We start from the raw sequence: 19,499 nt of genomic DNA, 5'->3' as shown, positions 1-19,499 counted from the left end.
CCGGCCCCCATCGTGTACGGCCCGCTGCGTCACCATGGCTAGCATGGCCCGCATCGGGAGCGGCGGGGATCATCGGAAGGCGCGGGAGGTGGACGTGCGCGGACACGGGCGGCGGGGCGTGCTCGCCCTCGCGCTGGCGTCGGCCGTCGTGGCGGGGGGCGCCGCGTGCTCCGGTTCCGGCGAGGCCCGGCCCGGGCCGAGCCGGGCGGCGGGCGTGGCCACCGCCACGGCCGGCCCCACCGGCACGCCCCGTCCCGCCCCCCGGGTGACGCTCGCCGAGGCGGCCAGGGCGGTGGCGGGCGTGCTGGGCGCCGACGGCGTGCTGGGGGCGGCCACACCGCGCCTGGACGCCGAGCAGAGGCTGCTGCTGGCCCAGACCCGCGACGGGCAGGAGGCCCTCACCCTGGCGGCCTTCAACGGCTCGGCCGGAAGGCTCCCCCGCCACACCTGGGGCACCCCGAGCCTGCTGGTCCCGCGCGAGCAGAGCGGCCCGGCGTGGTTCGCCGCGACGGTGGAGCGCACCGACGCCTCCGGCGGGACCAGGACCGCCGTGCTCACGCTGGTCCGCCACGACCGGGAGAACTGGCAGCTCAGCTCGACCTCGCTGCTGGAGGTGGGCGCTCCCCCGCCGCAGGTCGCCAGGGACGCCGAGGGGTACGCGACCGCCCTGGACCCGCAGGACACGACCGTGGTGATCAGCCCCCGGCTGATGGCCCCGCTGCACGCGACCTCCGCCGAGGAGGGCGAGCGCGGGTTCACGGCGGGCCTGATCGAGAAGGGCCCGCACACCACCGGCTTCGCCGACGAGATCGCCAGAAGGACCAGGATCGAGAAGACCGCCTGCCTGAGCTACGACTCGATCTTCGCCGCGAGCAACTACCCGGTGCACGCGCTGCGCACCGCCGACGGCGGCGCGCTGGTCCTGTACTCCCTGATCAGGACCACCACCAGGATCGTCAGGGTCGATCCGTGCGGGTCGGACACCCCGGTCCCGCCCGAGGCCAGGGAACTGACCACGGCGAGGTTCATCCGCGACGAGCTGCGCATGGTGGAGACGCAGCAGTACGTGACCACGGTCCCGGCCAGGAACAGCGGCCGGGCGGCCAGGGTCATCGGCTACCTCGGCGGTCTCACCAAGGTGACCGGGAACTGACCCCGCCCGACCCGACCCGACCGGGCCGGGCAGGGCAGGGCCGGGCGGGGCGGGGGCCCGCCGGTGCCGTCAGGCCCCGGCGTGCGGCAGGTTGATGGTGGCCACCAGGGTGCGGATCGCACGCAGCGCCACCGACAGGGTCGCCAGGTCGAAGGTGTCGCTCTCCCAGATCTCCGACAGGGTCTGCCGGGCCCGCGCGACCGCCGCCGAGTTGGCCTCGGTCCAGCGCGCCAGGCGCTCCTCCGGCGACAGCCCCGGCGTGCTGTGCGTCACGACGTCGTGGGTGAGCGCCGCGTGCGCGGCGTACAGGTCGTCGCGGAGCGCGGCCCGCGCCATCGAGTTCCAGCGGCTGTCCCTGGGCAGCGCGACCACCCGCTCGCGCAGCCGGGCCAGCTGGAGCCGGTCGGCGAGGTCGAAGTAGACCTCGGCGACGTCGTGCACCGGGCGGCCGGTCCGCGAGGCCACCTCGACCAGGTCGAACGTGGAGTAGGCGGGCACCATCGCGGCCACCCGCTCGGCCAGGTCGGCCGGGACGCCCCGGGCGACGAAGCCGTCGCGCCGCTCCTCGAACGCCGACAGGTCCGACCCGGTCAGCAGCTTGGGCAGGTGCGGCAGCAGGCCGTTCATGCCCTTGGCGAAGAAGCCGACGGTGGAGGCCAGGTCCAGCGGCGGGCGCCGGTTGCCCAGCAGCCACCGGGTGCCCCGCTCGACGAGCTTGCGCGCCTCCAGCTCCATCGCGATCTGCGTGGCGGTGTCGACCCTGTTGTCCAGCTCCTCGATCCGGCGCCACAGGCTCGGCATGTCGAAGACCTCGCGGGTGACCAGGTAGGCGCGGGCGATGTCCGGGCTGGAGGCCCCGCTCTCCTCGCCCAGCCGGAACATGAAGGTGGTCCCGCTGGAGTTGACCAGGTCGTTCACCACGCCGGTGGTGATGATCTCCCTGCGCAGCGGGTGGGAGTCCATGTAGGTGCGCAGCCGGTCGCGCAGCGCCGAGGGGAAGTAGGAGACCAGCCAGGAGGCCAGGTAGGGGTCGTCGGGCAGGTCCGAGGCGAGGATCTCGGCGTCGGTGACCAGCTTGGTGTAGGCCAGCAGCACCGAGAACTCCGGCGCGGTCAGCCCGAGCCGGGCCTGGCGCCGCTCGGCGAGCATCTTGTCCGACGGCAGGGCCTCCAGCTCCCGGTTGAGCAGCCCGGCCCGCTCCAGCCTGCGCAGCTGGCGGGCGTGGATGTGCAGCATCTCGGGGGCCTGGGCGCGGGCCGCGGCCAGCACCACGTTCTGGTCGTAGTTGTCGCGCAGGACGAGCCCGGCCACCTCGTCGGTCATGTCGAGGAAGAGCTGGTTGCGCTCGGAGTCGGTGAGCTCGCCGTCGCGGACCGCCCGGTCCAGCAGGATCTTGATGTTCACCTCGTGGTCGGAGGTGTCCACCCCGGCGGAGTTGTCGATGAAGTCGGTGTTGACCAGCCCGCCGCCCCGCGCGAACTCGATCCTGGCCGGCTGGGTGAAGCCCAGGTTGCCGCCCTCGCCGATCACCTTGCAGCGCAGCTCGGCCGCGGTGATCCGCAGGCCGTCGTTGGCCTTGTCGCCGACGTCGGCGTTGGACTCGGTGGAGGCGCGGACGTAGGTGCCGATGCCGCCGTTCCACAGCAGGTCGACCGGGGCCCGCAGGATCGCGCTGATCAGGTCGGCCGGGGCCAGCGACGTCACCTCGCCGTCGATGCCGAGCGCGGCGCGCATCTGCGGCGAGACCGGGATCGACTTGGCCGTACGGGGCCAGACGCCGCCGCCCGCGGAGATGAGCGAGGCGTCGTAGTCCGCCCAGGAACTGCGCGGCAGCGCGAACAGCCGGGCGCGCTCGGCGTGGCCGCGGGCGGCGTCGGGGTCGGGGTCGACGAAGACGTGCCGGTGGTCGAAGGCGGCGACCAGCCGGATGTGCTCCGACAGCAGCATGCCGTTGCCGAACACGTCTCCGGACATGTCGCCGATGCCGGCCACGGTGAAGTCGGTGGTCTGCACGTCCACGCCGATCGTGCGGAAGTGGTACTTGACCGACTCCCAGGCACCCCGCGCGGTGATGCCCATGGCCTTGTGGTCGTAGCCGATCGAACCGCCCGAGGCGAAGGCGTCGCCGAGCCAGAAGCCGTACTCCTTGGCCACGCCGTTGGCGATGTCGGAGAACGTCGCGGTGCCCTTGTCGGCGGCGACCACCAGGTAGGTGTCGTCCTCGTCGTGCCTGACCACGTCGGCGGGCGGGACCACCGCGCCGTCGACGAGGTTGTCGGTGATGTCGAGCAGGCCGCAGATGAACATCCGGTAGCAGGCGACGCCCTCGACCAGCACGTCCTCGCGCGAGCCGGACCTGGGCGGGTTCTTCACCACGAAGCCGCCCTTGGAGCCGGTGGGGACGATGACGGTGTTCTTCACCATCTGCGCCTTCACCAGCCCGAGCACCTCGGTGCGGAAGTCCTCCATCCGGTCCGACCAGCGCAGCCCGCCGCGCGCGACCTTGCCGAAGCGCAGGTGCACGCCCTCGACCCGGGGCGAGTAGACGAACACCTCGAACCTCGGCCGGGGCAGCGGCAGCGCGCTGATCGACGGCGAGTCGAACTTCAGGCTGACGTACGGCTTGCGGGCGCCGTCGGCCGTCTGGAAGTAGTTGGTCCGGAGCGTGGCCCCGATCATCTCCACGTAGGTCCGCAGGATCCGGTCCTCGTCCAGGGAGGCCACGTCGTCCAGGGCGGCGAGGATCTCCTCGCGCAGCGCCTCGGCCAGGTCCGCGCGGACCTCGGCCGGGCGGCGGGGGTTGAGCCTGGCGTCGAACAGCCGGACCAGCAAGCGGGCGATCCGCACGTTGCCGGTCAGCACCCGCTCGATGTACTCCTGGCTGAACGCGGTGCCGGCCTGGCGCAGGTACCTGGCGTAGACCCGCAGGATCTCGGCCTGCTCCCAGGTCAGCCCGGCGGCCAGGACGAGCCCGTTGAAGCCGTCGCTCTCCACCCGCCCGGCCCACAGGGCGCCGAACGCGTCCTGGAAGAGCCGCTTGAACTCGTCCCTGTCCACCTCGGGCGAGGGCGTGTGGCGCAGGCCGAAGTCGTAGATCCAGGCGTCCTTGGTGGCCGGGTCGTTGTCCCGGTCGATCGCGTACGGCCGCTCGTCGACCACCTCCACGCCCATCCGCTGCAGCAGCGGCAGCACGTGCGACAGGGAGACCGGCGCGCCGATGCGGTAGACCTTGAAGCGGCGGTCCCCCTCGGAGGCGTCGTAGGGCTCGTACAGGTTCATCCCGATCTCGTCGCCGGAGGCGGCCAGCTCCTCCAGGCGGCGCAGGTCGGCGACCGCGGTCCGGGGCGGGAAGTCGGCCTTGTAGCCCTCGGGGAAGGCCGCGGCGTAGCGGCGGGTCAGCGCGGGCGCGTCCTGCTCGGGGCAGAGCTCGGCGATCGCGGTGGCCAGGTCGTCCTCCCAGGACTTCGTGGCCTCGGCCAGCCTGGCCTCCAGCTCCTCGACGTTCACCGCGTCCAGTGCCAGCGGCCTGCCGCGCTCGCCGCGCACCACCACGTGCAGCCTGGCCAGGGCCGACTCGCCGATCATGGCGCTGTAGTCGAAGGAGGTGCCGCCCAGCGCCCGGAGCAGGATCTCCTGCATCTTGAGGCGGATCTTGGTGGTGTAGCGGTCGCGCGGCAGGTAGACCAGGCAGGAGATGTAGCGGCCGTAGTCGTCCGGGCGCAGGAAGAGCTTGACCTGCTTGCGCTCGCGGAGCCGCAGGACGCCCAGCGCGATCGGCAGCAGCTGCTCCACCGAGGTCTGGAAGAGCTCGTCGCGGGGGAAGGTCTCCAGGATCTCGATGAGGTCCTTGCCGTCGTGGCTGTCGGCGTCCAGGCCGGCGAGCACGAGCACCTCGGCCAGCTTGCGCCGCAGCACCGGCACCCGCGAGATGGACTCGTTGTAGGCCACGTGGGTGAACAGGCCCAGGAAGCGCCGCTCGCCGACGACCTCGCCGGAGGCGTCGAAGAGCTTCACGCCGACGTAGTCGAGGTAGGCCGGGCGGTGGACGGTGGCGCGGGTGTTGGCCTTGGTGATGATCAGCATCTGCTGTTTCTCGCGGGCCTTGGCGCGCAGCTCCGGCGGGAGCGCGGCGAAGCTTCCGGAGTCGGTGCTGTCGTGGCGGAGGATGCCCAGCCCGGTCCCGGGCAGCGGGTGCAGCCTGTCGCCGCCCTCGCTCTCCTCCAGGCGGTACTCGCGGTAGCCGAGGAAGGTGAAGTGCCCGTCGGCCAGCCAGCGCATCAGCTCCAGGCTGTCCTCCACGCCCGCCGGGTCCAGGGGCGGCGGGTGGGCCTCGACGTCCTCGGCGGTGCGCAGCGCGATGGCCCGCATCTTGGTGAAGTCCTCGACGGCGTTGCGCACGTCCTCCAGGACGCGCTGCAGGTCGGTCTCGATCCGCCTGAGGACCTCGGGGTCGGACTGCCTGTCGATCTCCAGGCGCATCCAGGACTCGGCGAGCACCTGCCCGGTGACGTCCTGCCGGTCGCCGTCCAGCAGCGTGCCGGTCATGTCCCTGCGCACCCGCATCTGCGGGTGGACGACCAGGTGGACGGCGATGCCGTGGCGGTCGAGCTCCATCGTCACCGAGTCGACGAGGAAGGGCATGTCGTCGGTGACGATCTCCACCACGGAGATGTCGGCGTCGCGGCCGTGCTCGCCCGGCTCCGGCGTGGAGGCGCGCACCAGGGCGCGTCCCTGGGGGCGCGTCGCGGCGAGCCGCCGCTGGGCCAGCGCCGGCCCGTACACCTCGGCCGGCTCGCGGCCGAGCAGGTCCTCCGGGGCGACATGCCGGTAGTAGCGCCGCAGGAAGGCGAGCACCTCCTCCACGCTCGCGTGGTCGCTGCCCGGGGTGCGCGCGCACGTCTCGGCGGCACTCCTCAGCAGCTCGTCCTTGGCCTCGTCGAGCGGCATGTCGCTCTCACTCCTTTGTGAGGGATTTTGCATGTTCTGATGGGAATCCATGACCGGACTCATGGTGCCCGTCCCGGAGAAGGTGATGCCGTCGCGCGCATCGGGCGGGCCGCGACGTCCACGTCGGGCCGCGTGTCGGACGTGCCGAACGCTTCCGGCGTTCCTGATTCATCTGGTGTTTCCGGACTTTCGAGCCCTGCCGGCCTCGTGAGCCCTGCCGGGTTCTCGAGACCTGTGGGCCTCGTGAGCCCTGCCGGGTTCCCAAGCCCTGCGGGCCTGTTGAGCCCCGCCGGCCCGTCGAGCCTCGCCGGGCCGCCGGGCGTTCCCGGATCTTCGGGCACCGGGACGCGGGGCGCTCGGTGCGGGGTGACCGCTCCGTCGTGGAGGGCCGGCGGGTTCACGGCCGGCCGCCGCGGTTCGTCGTCGGAAACGTCGGTAACGTCGGAAAGGTAGGAGACGCGGGAAACGCGGGAAACACGGTTCGTGGCCACAGCCTGCGGAGAACGGCGGGTCCTCCGGTCGGACAGGGCCGGTCCCTCCCGCGAGACCGCGGTACGGCGATCATCCCACAGGGTCGGTCCGGAGAGGTCGTGGCGCAGCCGGGCGAGTCCGGTCTCGCCCGCGGCCTGTCGCCCGGCGGGCCGGACCTCGCGGTCCGTGCTCCGCCCATCGGGCATGGCCCGCGGCACGGCACCTCCAGTGGCCGTCAGTCCCGGTCCTCGTTGACCGGAATGCACCACCGTCCCTGATACCACCCGAAAACCAATGAAACGTCAATGTGACGTCCGGTCGTCGTCCCGCGAGTTGGAGCGGTCCCGTCGCAGTGCGTCGAGCGGGCCGGGAACCTCGCTCAGCTCCCGGAGCTCGATCTGGCACTCCTCGCACTCCATGAGATGGCGTTCGAAGGCCTCGTGGTCCTCGTCGTCGAGCACACCGAGGGCGTACGCCGCCACGTCATGATGCGGGGAGGGCAACATCAACTCGCGACACCTCTCTCCTTCAGGACCTTGCGGAGAGCTCGGATCCCGTAGTAGAGCCGAGACTTGACCGTACCCGGCGGAATTCCGAGGATCTCCGCCGCTTCGTTAATCGTACGGTCCTGTAGGTACGTCTGCTCGATGACTTCGCGGTGTTCTGGTGACAATTCACGGAGCGCCTCGGCGACGATCATCGCCTCGAGCGCGCGATCCGCCCCGTCGGGGACCGGTACGGCGTTGGCGTCGGCCGGTTCGACCTCCTGTGGTCTCGTCCCTCGCCTGCGACGACCGTCGATGACGATACGGCGGGCGACGGTGAGGAGCCAGGCCCACAACAGGCCGGGCTCTCGTTGCAACCTCCCTGCGTTACGCCAGGCGCGGACGAGCGTCTCCTGGACGACGTCCTCCGCCCACTGCAGGTCGTTGCCTGTGGCCTTGCGAACATGCCGGAGCAGTGGGACACCGAACTCCCGGTACAAGTCCTCTACCAGGACGACATCGGTGTCCGTGCTCTCGAAACGACTGTCGAGTTGACGACGCACGGGCACATCTTTACACCTTCGTTATGCGTCACGTCTGCAACTCGCGCAACTCCAGTCATTTCTAACTATCTCATCACTTCCTGTGAACCACCCCGGCGAGCGCCGCGTACCTCCCACCAAGTGCGCCCGCACCGGCGGGCCTCGGGGAAAGGAAACGGCATGGCAGAGCGGCACATCCCGTGGCCGGTCGGACCCGTCCTCCTCCTTGCGCGTTCCGCCCGGCCCGGGCGGAACGGCACGTCGGCCACCACGCCGGGCGCCGGGACGGCCCCGGTGACGGCCGTCATCTGAGAGCGGAAGCCGGGTCATGTTCAGATCACTGTTCCGCCGCTTCAAGAACGGCGAACCCCTGCTGTTCGGGGTCTTCATCGCGGTCGCCGCGGTGGCGGTCGTCCTGATCACGCCGCCCGGCGGCTCCCCCTCCCTGGCTACCGAGGGCTGGACCCAGACCCCGCAGGGGCCCCTGGGTCCGGCCGACCGCGATCTGCTGATCAAGGTCAGGCAGGCCGGGCTCTGGGAGATCCCCAGCGGCCAGCAGGCCCAGCAGCGGGCCGCGAGCAAACGGGTCAAGGAGGTGGGCATGCACCTGATGACCGACCACCTCAAGCTCGACGAGGAGGTCCGCGCCCTCGCCGCCAAGCTGAGCGTGACGCTGCCCAGCCAGGCCAGCGCCGACCAGCAGAAGTGGATGGCGCAGCTCGCGGCCGTCCCGGCCGGTGCCGAGTACGACCTGCTCTTCGCCGACCTGCTGCGCAAGGCCCACGGAAAGGTCTTCACGGTGGTCGCCGCGGTACGCGCCGGCACCCGCAACGACCTGGTCCGGGCATTCGCCCAGCGGGCCGTGGATGTGGTCATGAAGCACATGACCCTGCTGGAGAGCACCGGGCTCGTCGACTACTCGGCCCTGCCCGAGCCCCCGGTGCCCTCGCCGCCGCCGCCCGTCGCGGCCGCTCTCGACACACCTGTGAGGAGAGAACACGCTTGAAACGCATGAAACGCTCGCTCGTCTCCCTGTCGGCGCTGGCACTCGCCGCCGGCACGCTCACCACCGTCACGTTCACGGTGGCGAGCACGCCCCCCGCCTACGGTGACCACTGCGACCCCGCCGAGCAGGCCCAGAACCAGCAGAACCGGCAGAACCGCCAGGGGCAGCAGGACGCGCCGGCCGAGAACCCGCCCGCGCAGCAGGACCAGAACCAGCCGCCTCAGGACCAGCAGGGCCAGGATCAGCAGGGCCAGGAGCAGGCGCCCCCCGCGCAGGACCCCCCTGCCGAGAGCCCGCCGGCCCAGGACCGGCCCGCGCAGGACCGGCAGGGTCAGGACCGGCAGGGGGCCGACGTGCCTCCCCCGGCCGGAGCCGCCGTCCCGGCGTCCCCCACCGAGCCGCCCGCCCCCGAACCGGACGGCGACCAGCAGGGCCAGGACCAGGGCCAGGACCAGGACCAGGACCAGGACCAGCAGGGCGTGCAGGAGCAGGACCAGCGCCGGAACCAGGACACCTCCCGCCGCCGGCCCACGAGGTCGCCGAGCCCTGCCCCCACCGACGCACCGCCCGCCGAGACGCCCGCCCCCACCGAGAGCCCCGCGCCGGGCGGGGACGAGGAGGAGTGCGCCGACCTCGGCCCGTTCCCCGAGGACTTCATCGACATCCGGCAGGTCCAGCGCAACGTCCAGGAGCCCCGGACGCGGCGCGGCGGCTCGCGCGGCACCTTCACCTCCCGCTGCGGCACGAACGGCAACGGCCACCGCAACCCCGACAACTTCATCGTGGCCCCCGGCGTCAGCAACGGCGCCCACCACATCCACGACTACGTCGGCAACCTGTCGACCGACGCGTTCAGCACCGACCAGTCGCTCGCGGCCGCGGGCACCACGTGCGCCTTCGGGGACCGCTCGACGTACTTCTGGCCGGTCCTGCGCGACCGCACCTCCGACGCCAACGCCGACGACCCCGACGGCAACGTGGGCACCATCATGCGGGCCCGTCAGGTGAACCTGCAGTTCCGCGGCAACCCGGTCTCCAGGGTGACCGCCATGCCGCGCTTCATCAGGATCCTCACCGGTGACGCCAAGGCCGCCACGAACGGCGGCGCCAACGCCCTGGCCAAGTGGAGCTGCACCGGCTTCACCGACCGGATCACCACCAAGTACCCGCTCTGCCCCCGCGGCAGCCAGCTCGTGCGGATCCTGGACTTCCCCAGCTGCTGGGACGGCCAGAACAACGACAGCGCCAACCACCGCACGCACGTGCTCTTCCCCGACGCGGGCGGCAACTGCCCGTCCGGCACCCGGGCGATCCCGCAGCTGCGGATGACCCTGGTCTACTCCACGCCGCGCACCCCGTCCTTCGCGCTGGACGCCTTCCCCGAGCAGCGCCACAATCCCGTCACCGACCACGCCGACTTCGCGAACGTGATGCCCGAGCGGCTCATGAGGTTCGCAGTCGACTGCATCAACCGGGGCCGTCGCTGCTGACGCCCCCGCCCGGGACCGCCGCTCCCCGTCCTCGCGCCTCTTCCACGATCCCGCGAGGACGGGGAGCGGCATCCGCGGTATGGGGGTCCTTCCCCTTGCACGTACACGCCGTCGAGCCGCTTCGCAGACAGGAGCAATAGGTGGGTAACAGACGGACTCCGCGACACACCCGGTCGGAGGCCGGAATACGCCTCGACGAGAGGCCCTCCAGGATCGGTCTCGGTGTCGCGATCACGGTCTCCGTGGTCGGCCTTCTCATGCTCGGGCGGACCGCGCCCGGCATGCAGGCCGCCGCCACGGTCCGCGGAGTCTTCTCGTTCTTCTCGGGCGTGATCGCCCTGGTGTCGCTCACCACGACCGTGGCGCTCGGCCTGCTCTCGGCCGACCGGATCGTGCTTCCCGTCATCGGCAGGATCCGCTCCCAGCTCGCCCATCGGGCCGCGGCCATGCTCGGCATGGGTTTCCTCGCCCTGCACGTCATCATGAAGATCATCGAAAGCAGGACCTCTCTCGCGTCCGTCGTGCTGCCGCTGGGTGTGAGCGGCCAGAGCCTCTACGTCGGCTTCGGGGCCGTCGCCTCCGACCTGATGATCCTGGTCTTCCTCACCGGCGTCGCCCGGGCCAGGTTCGCCGACAACCGCAGGCCGTGGATGTGGCGGCTGCTGCACGGCTCGGCCTACCTGGCGTGGCCGCTGTCGGTGCTGCACGGCCTCACCGCGGGCCGCCGTCCCGCCGAGTGGGTGACCTGGAGCTACGTGGTCTGCCTGGTCGCGGTGGGAGCGGCCCTGCTGATCCGGGTGATCTCCGAGCTGCAGCCCAGGGAGATCCCGGTGCGCGAGGAGATCGTGGTGGAGCCGCCCGCCGTCGCGGAGCTGACCCCGCCCACGAGCATCGTCGGCCGTATCCCGCGCCAGGCGCGCGAGGACCCGCCGGAACTCCGTCGCGTCGGAGGCGTCGGGTGACGACCTCCCCCACGGCCGGACCCCAGCGTCTCTCCACCGGAGGTGTTCGATGATCACTTTGACCAAGAGGAACACGACGACCGTGACGCCCCTGACGGGGCCGGCCGGCATGACGGGCCCGGCGGCCTCGGCCGCCTCGGCCGACCCGGCGCCGCCGATGATCCCCTACCGCGTCCCTCCCGTCCGGCAGCTCGGACCGGCCCGGCTGACGGCCGGGCTGGAGGACTGCCGCAGGATGGACCTGGCGGCCCACCGCGACATGCACGGCACCGCGCCGGCGATGAGCGGCGAGGACCTGGCCTCGCTGGCCGACGAGGTGGACATGCGCGGCCGGGGCGGCGCGGCGTTCCCCTTCGCCCGTAAGCTCCGCGCGGTGATGGGCAAGAAGGCCGACAAGATCGTCCTGGTCAACGCGGCCGAGGGCGAACCGGCGAGCAGCAAGGACACCATGCTGCTCACCCGGACCCCGCACCTGGTCATCGAGGGCGCCCTGCTCGCGGCGAACGCGATCGGCGCCAAGCAGGTGGTGATCGCCACCGTCGCGGGCGGCATGGGCCACGCGTCGGTGTCCGCCGCGGTCGAGGAGCGCGGCATCGGCCACCAGGTCCGGGTCGCGGGCATCGTCGAGCGGTTCATCTCCGGCGAGGGCGGCGCCCTGGTCCGGTCGGTGAACGGGCAGATCGGGGAGCCGCCGGGCCGCAAGGTCAGGGCCGTGGAGAGCGGTGTCAACGGCCTGCCCACGCTGCTGTCCAACGCCGAGACCTACGCCCAGCTCGCCGTCCTGGCCACCCTGGGCGCGGAGCGCTACGCCGACGTCGGCACCGCGCGCGAGCCCGGGACGGTCCTGCTCACCGTCGGCGGGTCGGCCAAGGCACCGGCCGTCGTCGAGGTCGCGACCGGCACCCCGCTGTACGCCGTCCTGGACGCCTGCAAGGCCACCACCGGCGACGGCGTGCTGGTCGGCGGGTACCACGGCGCGTGGCTGTCCGCGGACGCCGCGGCCGTGGCGACCGTCTCCCGCCAGGGCATCGCCGAGGCGGGCGGCCAGCTCGGCGCCGGGATCATCGTGCCGCTCGGCGGGGAGACCTGCCCGATCGGCGAGACGGTCAGGGTCGCCCGCTACCTGGCCGCGCAGTCCTCGGGCCAGTGCGGCCCGTGCCGCCTGGGCCTGCCGGACGTGGCGCAGTCGCTGGCCGAGGTCATGGCCGGGTCGGCCACGGCCCTGGACGAGCTGCGGGTCAGGGCGGCGGGGGTCAAGGGCAGGGGCGCCTGCTTCCACCCCGACGGGACCTCCCGGTTCGTGCTCTCGGCCCTGGACGCCTTCCCCGACGACATCGAGGAGCACCTGCTGCACGGCACCTGCGGGCGCCCGGTGCACGGGGTGCTCCCGCTGCCGCCGCAGGAGAACGAGCCGGAGGTGAGGCTGACCGTGGACTGGACCCGCTGCCAGGGCCACGGCCTGTGCGCCCAGCTCGCCCCCGACCTGGTCCACCTCGACGAGCACGGCTACCCGGTGTTCGGCCGGGACACCGTGCCCGCCCAGTTCCGGCGGATGGCGCGCAGGGCCGTCGAGATGTGCCCGGCGCTGGCGCTGCGCGTGGCGCAGGGGGTGTGAACCACCCCCGCCGGGACGTCCGGACGCCCCGAAGGAAGCACCGGGATCACCGGGATCACCCGGCGATCCGGGACGGCCGGGCGACCCGCCGGGGACATCGGGCGAAAGGTGATGCGAATGTGGCCAACCGGATCGGCGGATCGGTCGTCCTATCGAGCAGTTGACACGGACCCTCGGGGAGAACGACATGCGGATCCCTCCGGACAGGCGGGCGTTCCTGCGGACCGGCGGCCTGGCGGCCCTCGCCTTCGGCACCGGGCTCGGCACCTCGGGCACACCCGCCCCGGGCGCGGGCGGCACGTCCGGTGGAGCCGCCGGTCCGCATCGGGGAGCCGGCGGCACGCCCGGCCGCGCCTCGACGCGGACCGGCGGCGCGCCGCGGCCCGCGGACTGGCGGGCGCTGGCCGAAGGGCTGGAGGGCTCGCTCGTCCGGCCGGGCGACGCCACGTACGACAGGGCGCGGCGGCTGTTCAACCCCGCCTTCGACGCGGTACGGCCCGCGGGCGTCGCCTACTGCGCCGACCCGTCCGACGTCGCCGAGTGCGTCGGGTTCGCGCGGCGGCTGAACGTGCCGCTGGCCGTGCGGTCCGGCGGGCACTCCTACGCCGGCTGGTCCACCGGGACCGGCCTGGTCGTGGACGTCTCCCGGTTGAACACGGTGCGCCACGCCTCCGGACGGGCCACCGTCGGTGCGGGCGCCAGGCTCGTCGACGTCTACGACAGGCTGGCCGCGAGCGGGGTGAGCGTCCCCGCCGGGACCTGCGCCACGGTCGGGGTGAGCGGGCTGGCCCTGGGCGGCGGGATCGGGGTCGTCTCCAGGAGGTACGGCCTGACCTGTGACGTGATGGAGTCGGTCCGGATCGTCACCGCCGACGGGCGGCTGCTGACCTGCGACGCGGACCACCACCCCGACCTGTACTGGGCCTCGCGCGGCGGCGGGGGCGGCAACCTGGGGGTGGCCGTCTCCTTCGAGTTCCGCACCCACCCGGCCCGCGAGGTCACCGTGTTCTTCCTGCACTGGCCGTGGTCGAGGGCGGTCCGGGCGCTGCGCGCCTGGCAGGCGTGGGCGCCCTCGGCACCGGACGCGATGTGGTCGGGCATGCACCTCAGCCGCGACGGTGGCATGGACGTGCAGGTCGTCGGCCTCTACCTGGGCGGCAGGGACGGCTGCGAGCGGCTGCTCGACCGGCTGGCCGACGCGGCCGGCTCACCGTCGTCCAGTCTCGTCCGCCGGACCTCCTACCGGCAGGCCATGCTGACCATGGCGGGCTGCGGGTCGCTCTCGGTCGGCCAGTGCCACCTGGGCGGATCGCTGCCGGGGCAGACCCGGGGCGGGCGGCTGTCGCGGGACAGGTTCTCGGCCGCGTCGCACATGGCCTACCGGCCGCTCTCGGAGGGCGGGGCCAGGACGCTGGTCGCCCAGGTCGCCCGCGCCGGTGAGCACACCGTGCTGCTGGACGCCCTGGGCGGCGCCGTCGCCCGGGTCCGCCCCGACGCCACGGCCTTCCCGCACCGGGCCGCCCTCTACAGCGTGCAGTACTACGCCCACCGCGCCGGGGCCGCGACCTGGACCAGGACCGCGCGGGCGGCGATGCGGCCCCACTTCGGCGACCACGCCTACGTCAACTACGTCGACGCGGGCCTTTCCGGCTGGCGCTCGGCCTACTACGGGCCCAACGCCGCCCGCCTGGCCCGCGTCAAGGCCGCCTACGACCCCGGCCGCCTGTTCCGCCTGCCCCAGGGCATCTGACCGGGGCCCGGGGGCCGGGGTTCCCGGAAAGGGTTCACCCCTCGGACGGCAGGAAGTGCGACAGCACCTCGGGGTTGGCCATGGCGTCGAGGTTCGCGGCCTTCTCCGGGGGGACGCCGAGCAGGATCTTGCGGACGGGCACCTCCAGCTTCTTGCCGCTGAGGGTGCGCGGGATGCCGGGAACCTCGACGATCTCGTTCGGCACGTGGCGCGGAGAGAGCGCCTCCTTCAGTTCCCTGCGCAGGCGCAGGACGAGTTCGTCGCTCAGGACGGCGCCCTCGGTCATGGTCACGTACAGCAGCAGGCGCCCCTCCTGGCCGAGCTGCCCGGTGTCGATCACCAGGCTGTCGGCGATCTCCTCGAAGCGCTCGACCACACGGTAGAACTCGCTGGTGCCCATCCGCACCCCGCCCCGGTTCAGGGTCGAGTCGGACCGGCCGTAGATGACGCAGCCCCCGTCGGGAAGGACCTTGATCCAGTCACCGTGCCGCCAGACGCCCGGATACTCGGAGAAGTAGCTGTCCCGGTAGCGCGACCCGTCGGGGTCGTTCCAGAACATCACCGGCATCGACGGCATCGGCAGGGTCAGCACCAGCTCGCCGACCTCCCCGACCACCGGCTTGCCCGACGGGTCGAAGGACTCGACCCTCGCCCCCAGGCAGCGGCAGGGGATCACGCCCGCCCGTACCGGGAGCAGCGGGACGGCTCCCACGAAACCGGTGCACACGTCGGTGCCCCCGGAGAACGAGCCGAGCTGGACCTCGGGGAGCGCGTCGTGCACCCACGCAAAGCCCTCGGGCGGCAGCGGCGAGCCCGTGGAGCCGAGCCCCCGCAGCCGGTCCAGGCCCGACGGCCGCAGACCGGCCTTCATGGACGCGATCATGTACGGTGCGCCCGTGCCGAAGTAGGTGACCCCCTCCTCCGCGGCCAGCCGCCAGAGCGCGTCGGTCCCCGGATGGGTCGCCGACCCGTCGTAGAGCACCACCGTCGAGCCGACCAGCAGGCCGCCGATGAGGTAGTTCCACATCATCCAGCCGGTGGTGGTGTACCAGAAGAAGACGTCGTCCTCGCCCAGGTCCTGGTGGAAGGAGAGGGCCTTGAGGTGTTCGAGCACCACGCCGCCGTGGCCGTGCACGATCGGCTTGGGCAGCCCGGTGGTGCCCGAGGAGTAGACGATCCAGAGCGGGTGACCGAACGGCACCGGCTCGAACGCGAGCGGCGCCGTGTCCGCGCGCAGCGCGGCCCAGTCCAGGGTACGGGTCCCGGAGCCGGCCTCCGGGAGGTCGTCCGGGGGGGCGGGGGTGCTCGTGGACGGGACGCGTACCCGTGCCACCAGGGTGGGCAGCCGGGCGGCGATGTCCTCCACGACGGCGCCGCGGTCGTAGTGCCTGCCGTTGTAGTCGTAGCCGTCGACCGCGAGGAGCACCTTCGGCTCGATCTGGGTGAAGCGGTCGATCACGCTGGGCGCGCCGAAGTCGGGCGAGCAGGAGGACCAGATCGCCCCCAGGGAGGCGGTGGCCAGGAAGGCGACCAGGGTCTCGGGGATGTTCGGCAGGTAGGCCGCGACCCGGTCACCGCGCCCGACGCCCAGCGCGGCCAGGCCCGCGCGGACCCGCGCCACCTCCTCGGCCAGCTCGCCCAGGGTGAGCTCCCGCCGCCCGCCCGCCTCGTCACGGAAGATCACCGCGAGCCGTTCGGGCTCGGTCGCGGCCCTGCGCAGCGCGTTGGCCGCGTAGTTCAGCGTCGATCCGCCGAACCACTCCGTCCCGGGCATCTCCCCCGACAGGACCGGCCCGTGGCCGCGCTCCCCCACGACCTTGAAGTAGTCCCAGATCGACGTCCAGAACTCGGCCGGCGCCTCCACCGACCACAGCCACAGCGCCTCGTAGTCGGCGCTGCGGCCCAGCCATCGCATGTAGCGGGTGATCCTGGCGTTCTTCACGACCTCCGGGGACGGCTCCCAGAGCAGCGCACCTTCCTCAACCATGCCCCCATCCTCTCGGCGCCCCACCCGAATGTCATCCCCCGGGTCCACACAGCGCGCACCCGGAGCGTGTGGGAGGCCCACGTGGGAGAGTCCGGCCAGGTCAGCGGCCCGCGGGGAAACGGCCGGCGCCGCAGGCCGGAGAGGTGAGGCTCGCGACGGCGGCGACGACCTCGGAGGAGTTGGACAGGTCGGGCAGGACCACGTCGGCCCCGGCCTCGTGCAGCTCGGCCGGGAGGGACCTGCCCGAGGCCACGCCGATCATCGAGGCCCCGGCGATCCTGGCCGCCTGGACGTCCCTGGCCGAGTCGCCGATCAGCACGGTGTTGCGCCCGTCGAAGACCGTCCCGTGCCGGCGACCGGCACGGCCCTGCGCGACCTGCAGCAGCGTGGCCTTGGGATAGACCTCCTCGCCGTAACCGCCGATCTCGATGTCGACGTACCTGTCGAGGCCGAACGCGGCCAGCTTGTGCGCGGCGTTGCTCTTGATCGTTCCGGTGAGCACCGACTGGACCACTCCGTCGAGCCTCGCCACCGCCTTGAGCGCGTCGCGGGCACCGGCCATCATCCTGCCCTCCTCGGCCAGGCGTCTGCGCCGGGCTCCGAAGGCCGCGGCCAGCGCGTCGAGGAACCTGGGCAGGTGCTCGTCGCTCGCGACGATCCCGTTGATGGCGAGCATCTCGAAGACGATCTCCGAGTCCGGGCGGCCGTTGGGCTGGGTCAGCTTGACCAGGGGACGTCCGGTGACGGCACGGAACGCCTCCGCGTACGCCTCACGGGTGACGATGGAGACGTCCACCAGGGTGAGGTCGATGTTCCACAGAACGAGGCGGTTGATCGGGGGCCTCCCGGAGAGGGTGCGGATGCCCAGGGTACGGCCCGGGGCGCCCGGCGACCGCCTCCGATGCTGAAACCATCCTGTTTCCGGATGTTTCCCGACATCGAGCGGGCACCGGTGGCGGCCGTACCGGTCCCGGGCCTCCCGGGACCGGGACCTGCGCCGGAGTCGAAGTCGGAGTCGGAGTCGGGGCCGGGGTCGGGACCAGGACCGGGGTATGTCGCTAGGCGTGGTCCAGGGCGTTCGCGAGGGTGTCGACGACCGGCACCCCGCAGGCCGCCAGGTCGGCCCGGCTGGTCATGCCACCGGTGTAGAGCACCGCCCGCGCGCCGACGTGCCGGGCGGCGTGCGCGTCGTCCAGGCTGTCACCGATCACCAGGACGTCGGCCGGGTCGACGCCGAGCGCGGCGAGGTGGGCCACCATCCACTCGGCCTTGTGCCCCCCGGGGACGCCGCGCAGGCCGTCGATCCGGGTGAAGTGGTGGTCGATGCCGAGCTCGGCGACCTTGGGGACCAGCCGCTCGTGCGCCCACATGGACAGCAGCGACTGCCGGCCCCCCGTGGCCTTCCAGGCGTCCAGGGTGGAGAGCGCGTCCTCGGCCAGCCCGCACTCCAGCATCAGCCGGTGGTAGTTGTCATGGAAGCCGAGGTCGAGCGCCTCCCACTCGCCCTCGCGGAGGGGACGCCCGAGCATGCGCTCGTAGGCGGCCCAGATCGGGCGCGTGTAGACGGCACGGAAGCGATCGGCGTCGTAGGAGCCCAGCCCGTACGGCTCGAACACCGCGTTCGTGGCACCGACGACAGCGTCGATGTCATGAAAAAGCGTGCCGTTCCAATCCCACACGATGTGTCTCATATGCCGTCAAGAATAGCCAAAGCCCCGGGAGGGGCGCGGTCAGCCGATCAGGTCGGGGATCTCCTGGGTGGCGTACCAGAGGAGCTCGTTGGCCTCGGCGCCGTCCACGGTGAACCGGGCGTCGTCGTCGCCGAGGTCGGCCGCGGGCAGCGCCGCGATGGCGGCCTCGACGTCCTTCACCGCCTCGGGCTCGTCCACGTGGACGGCGGCGATCCGCGCCGACGGCACCGCCGCGTCCAGCCGTACCCGGGCGCGCTCCTCCAGGTCCGCCCGGACGGTGACGTCGCCGTCCGGTACGTCGACGGCCACGACGACCCGCCGGGCGGCGACCTCGACCCCGTCCGCGCGGTCGGCCGCCAGCATCCGCAGCGAGGCCCTGGCCGCCTCGGTCAGGGCCACGTACTCCAGTTCCTCGGTGTCACCCGAGACGTACCACTCGATCAGCGCGGGGGTCACCGCGTAACCGGTCAGCGGGGCCGGGCCGAGCTCCCCCGCGGTGGCCACGCGGGCCAGCGCCGGGAGCGTGCACGGCAGGTAGACGCGCATCCATGCCTCGATCTGTCTCTCCCACGTCGGCGCCGGTTCGGCACCGATTCACCCATCGAGTGTGCCAGTACCGGCGAGTCCCGGTGATGACCGCCCGTGCGAACCGCTCGGCGCAGCGGGACCCGCGGTGACGACCGCCCTGGTGGACGGCTCGGCACGGCGGGATCCGCGGTGACGACCGCCCTGGTGGACGGCTCAGCGCAGCGGGATCCGGAGCAGGCGCTCCAGCTCGGCGATGGTGAGGTCGGGCTCGCGGTGGTGCACGCCGACGATGCCGAGCCGCCGGGCCGCCTCGATGTTCGTCTCGATGTCGTCGACGAACACGCACTCCTCACCGGCCAGGCCGAGCCTGCCGAGCGCGTGCTCGAAGATCCTCGGCTCGGGCTTGCGCATGCCGATCTCGCCGGAGATGACCACCTCGTCGAAGACGTCGTCCCAGCCCTCCCGGGGGTACTCGTTCGCCCAGGAGTTGGAGAGCAGGCAGGTCCGCAACCCGGCTGCGCGGACCGCGCGGAGCATCTCGTACATCGGCTCGACCCGGTGGAAGCGGGAGAACATCCGGGACAGCAGCCCCTCGGCCTCCGGCGGCACGCCGTCCGTGGTGACCAGCCTGTCGGCGAGGTGACGTTCGAAGTCCAGCCCGGACATCTCACCGCGCTCCAGCGCGTGGATCGCGTTCTCCCCGTTCTCCGAGCCCTCGTACGCGTGTGATATCAGCTCGCTCATCACCTGCCGGTAGTGGGTCGCGTCGAGCCTCTCGTCGACGATCCACTCCGCGACCGCCTGGGAGAGACCGACGGTCAGCACGCCACCCCAGTCGATCAGCACGCCCTTCAGCATCCGTCCTCCTCGAT

14 protein-coding genes are annotated in these 19,499 nt (G+C 72.3%); 6 read left to right on the top strand and 8 right to left on the bottom strand.

Annotation, left to right across the window (positions count from 1 at the left end; all coding sequences use genetic code 11):
• Nucleotides 1–43 precede the first annotated feature (43 nt).
• Entirely contained in the window at nucleotides 44–1,153 is a 1,110-nt protein-coding gene (locus ACIBCT_RS04765) for a hypothetical protein (protein ID WP_399186019.1), read from the top strand.
• Between the two features lie 69 nt (nucleotides 1,154–1,222).
• On the opposite strand, the gene ACIBCT_RS04760 is transcribed toward ACIBCT_RS04765, so the two are convergent.
• The 3 genes from ACIBCT_RS04760 to ACIBCT_RS04750 all read right to left on the bottom strand — a co-directional run bounded on the left by ACIBCT_RS04760 (nucleotide 1,223) and on the right by ACIBCT_RS04750 (nucleotide 7,568).
• The gene (locus tag ACIBCT_RS04760) at nucleotides 1,223–6,100 is read right to left on the bottom strand and encodes an NAD-glutamate dehydrogenase (RefSeq protein ID WP_399186018.1); all 4,878 of its coding nucleotides are present in this window, start codon (nucleotides 6,098–6,100) and stop codon (nucleotides 1,223–1,225) included.
• Nucleotides 6,101–6,873: 773 nt separating this feature from the next.
• Entirely contained in the window at nucleotides 6,874–7,053 is a 180-nt protein-coding gene (locus ACIBCT_RS04755) for a zf-HC2 domain-containing protein (protein ID WP_399186017.1), read from the bottom strand.
• Nucleotides 7,054–7,076: 23 nt separating this feature from the next.
• Nucleotides 7,077–7,568 (bottom strand): sigma-70 family RNA polymerase sigma factor, encoded by a 492-nt coding sequence (locus ACIBCT_RS04750; protein WP_399186102.1) that lies wholly within the window; start codon nucleotides 7,566–7,568, stop codon nucleotides 7,077–7,079.
• 358 nt (nucleotides 7,569–7,926) lie between these two features.
• Here ACIBCT_RS04750 and ACIBCT_RS04745 point away from each other — a divergent pair, with 358 nt between their 5' ends.
• From ACIBCT_RS04745 to ACIBCT_RS04725, 5 genes are all read left to right on the top strand, one after another.
• A complete protein-coding gene (locus tag ACIBCT_RS04745) occupies nucleotides 7,927–8,604 on the top strand; it encodes a DUF4142 domain-containing protein (protein ID WP_399186016.1) in 678 nt (225 codons plus the stop codon).
• Nucleotides 8,605–8,609: 5 nt separating this feature from the next.
• Entirely contained in the window at nucleotides 8,610–10,094 is a 1,485-nt protein-coding gene (locus ACIBCT_RS04740) for a DUF1996 domain-containing protein (RefSeq protein WP_399186015.1), read from the top strand.
• Nucleotides 10,095–10,234: 140 nt separating this feature from the next.
• On the top strand, nucleotides 10,235–11,056 hold the full coding sequence (locus ACIBCT_RS04735) for a hypothetical protein (protein WP_399186014.1): 822 nt from the start codon (nucleotides 10,235–10,237) through the stop codon (nucleotides 11,054–11,056).
• 49 nt (nucleotides 11,057–11,105) lie between these two features.
• The gene (locus ACIBCT_RS04730; RefSeq protein ID WP_399186013.1) at nucleotides 11,106–12,671 is read left to right on the top strand and encodes an NADH-ubiquinone oxidoreductase-F iron-sulfur binding region domain-containing protein; all 1,566 of its coding nucleotides are present in this window, start codon (nucleotides 11,106–11,108) and stop codon (nucleotides 12,669–12,671) included.
• A gap of 187 nt (nucleotides 12,672–12,858) precedes the next feature.
• Nucleotides 12,859–14,421, top strand: a complete 1,563-nt coding sequence (locus ACIBCT_RS04725; protein ID WP_399186012.1) for an FAD-binding oxidoreductase — start codon at nucleotides 12,859–12,861, stop codon at nucleotides 14,419–14,421.
• A 34-nt stretch (nucleotides 14,422–14,455) separates the two neighbouring features.
• Here ACIBCT_RS04725 and ACIBCT_RS04720 read toward each other — a convergent pair whose 3' ends face one another.
• The 5 genes from ACIBCT_RS04720 to ACIBCT_RS04700 all read right to left on the bottom strand — a co-directional run bounded on the left by ACIBCT_RS04720 (nucleotide 14,456) and on the right by ACIBCT_RS04700 (nucleotide 19,485).
• On the bottom strand, nucleotides 14,456–16,408 hold the full coding sequence (locus ACIBCT_RS04720) for an acetoacetate--CoA ligase (RefSeq protein WP_399186011.1): 1,953 nt from the start codon (nucleotides 16,406–16,408) through the stop codon (nucleotides 14,456–14,458).
• Nucleotides 16,409–16,508: 100 nt separating this feature from the next.
• Nucleotides 16,509–17,243, bottom strand: coding sequence for an HAD family hydrolase (locus ACIBCT_RS04715; protein WP_399186101.1), 735 nt, complete (start codon nucleotides 17,241–17,243; stop codon nucleotides 16,509–16,511).
• A 223-nt stretch (nucleotides 17,244–17,466) separates the two neighbouring features.
• A complete protein-coding gene (locus ACIBCT_RS04710) occupies nucleotides 17,467–18,099 on the bottom strand; it encodes an HAD family hydrolase (RefSeq protein ID WP_399186010.1) in 633 nt (210 codons plus the stop codon).
• Between the two features lie 39 nt (nucleotides 18,100–18,138).
• Entirely contained in the window at nucleotides 18,139–18,645 is a 507-nt protein-coding gene (locus ACIBCT_RS04705; RefSeq protein ID WP_399186009.1) for a DUF6912 family protein, read from the bottom strand.
• A gap of 195 nt (nucleotides 18,646–18,840) precedes the next feature.
• Entirely contained in the window at nucleotides 18,841–19,485 is a 645-nt protein-coding gene (locus tag ACIBCT_RS04700; protein WP_399186008.1) for an HAD family hydrolase, read from the bottom strand.
• Nucleotides 19,486–19,499 lie beyond the last annotated feature (14 nt).

The organism is Streptosporangium sp. NPDC050855 (assembly GCF_044456585.1).
Taxonomy (GTDB): Bacteria; Actinomycetota; Actinomycetes; order Streptosporangiales; family Streptosporangiaceae; genus Streptosporangium; species Streptosporangium longisporum.
The sequence above is the reverse complement of the archived record's forward strand: the minus strand, read 5'-3'. Positions and strand labels throughout refer to the sequence as shown.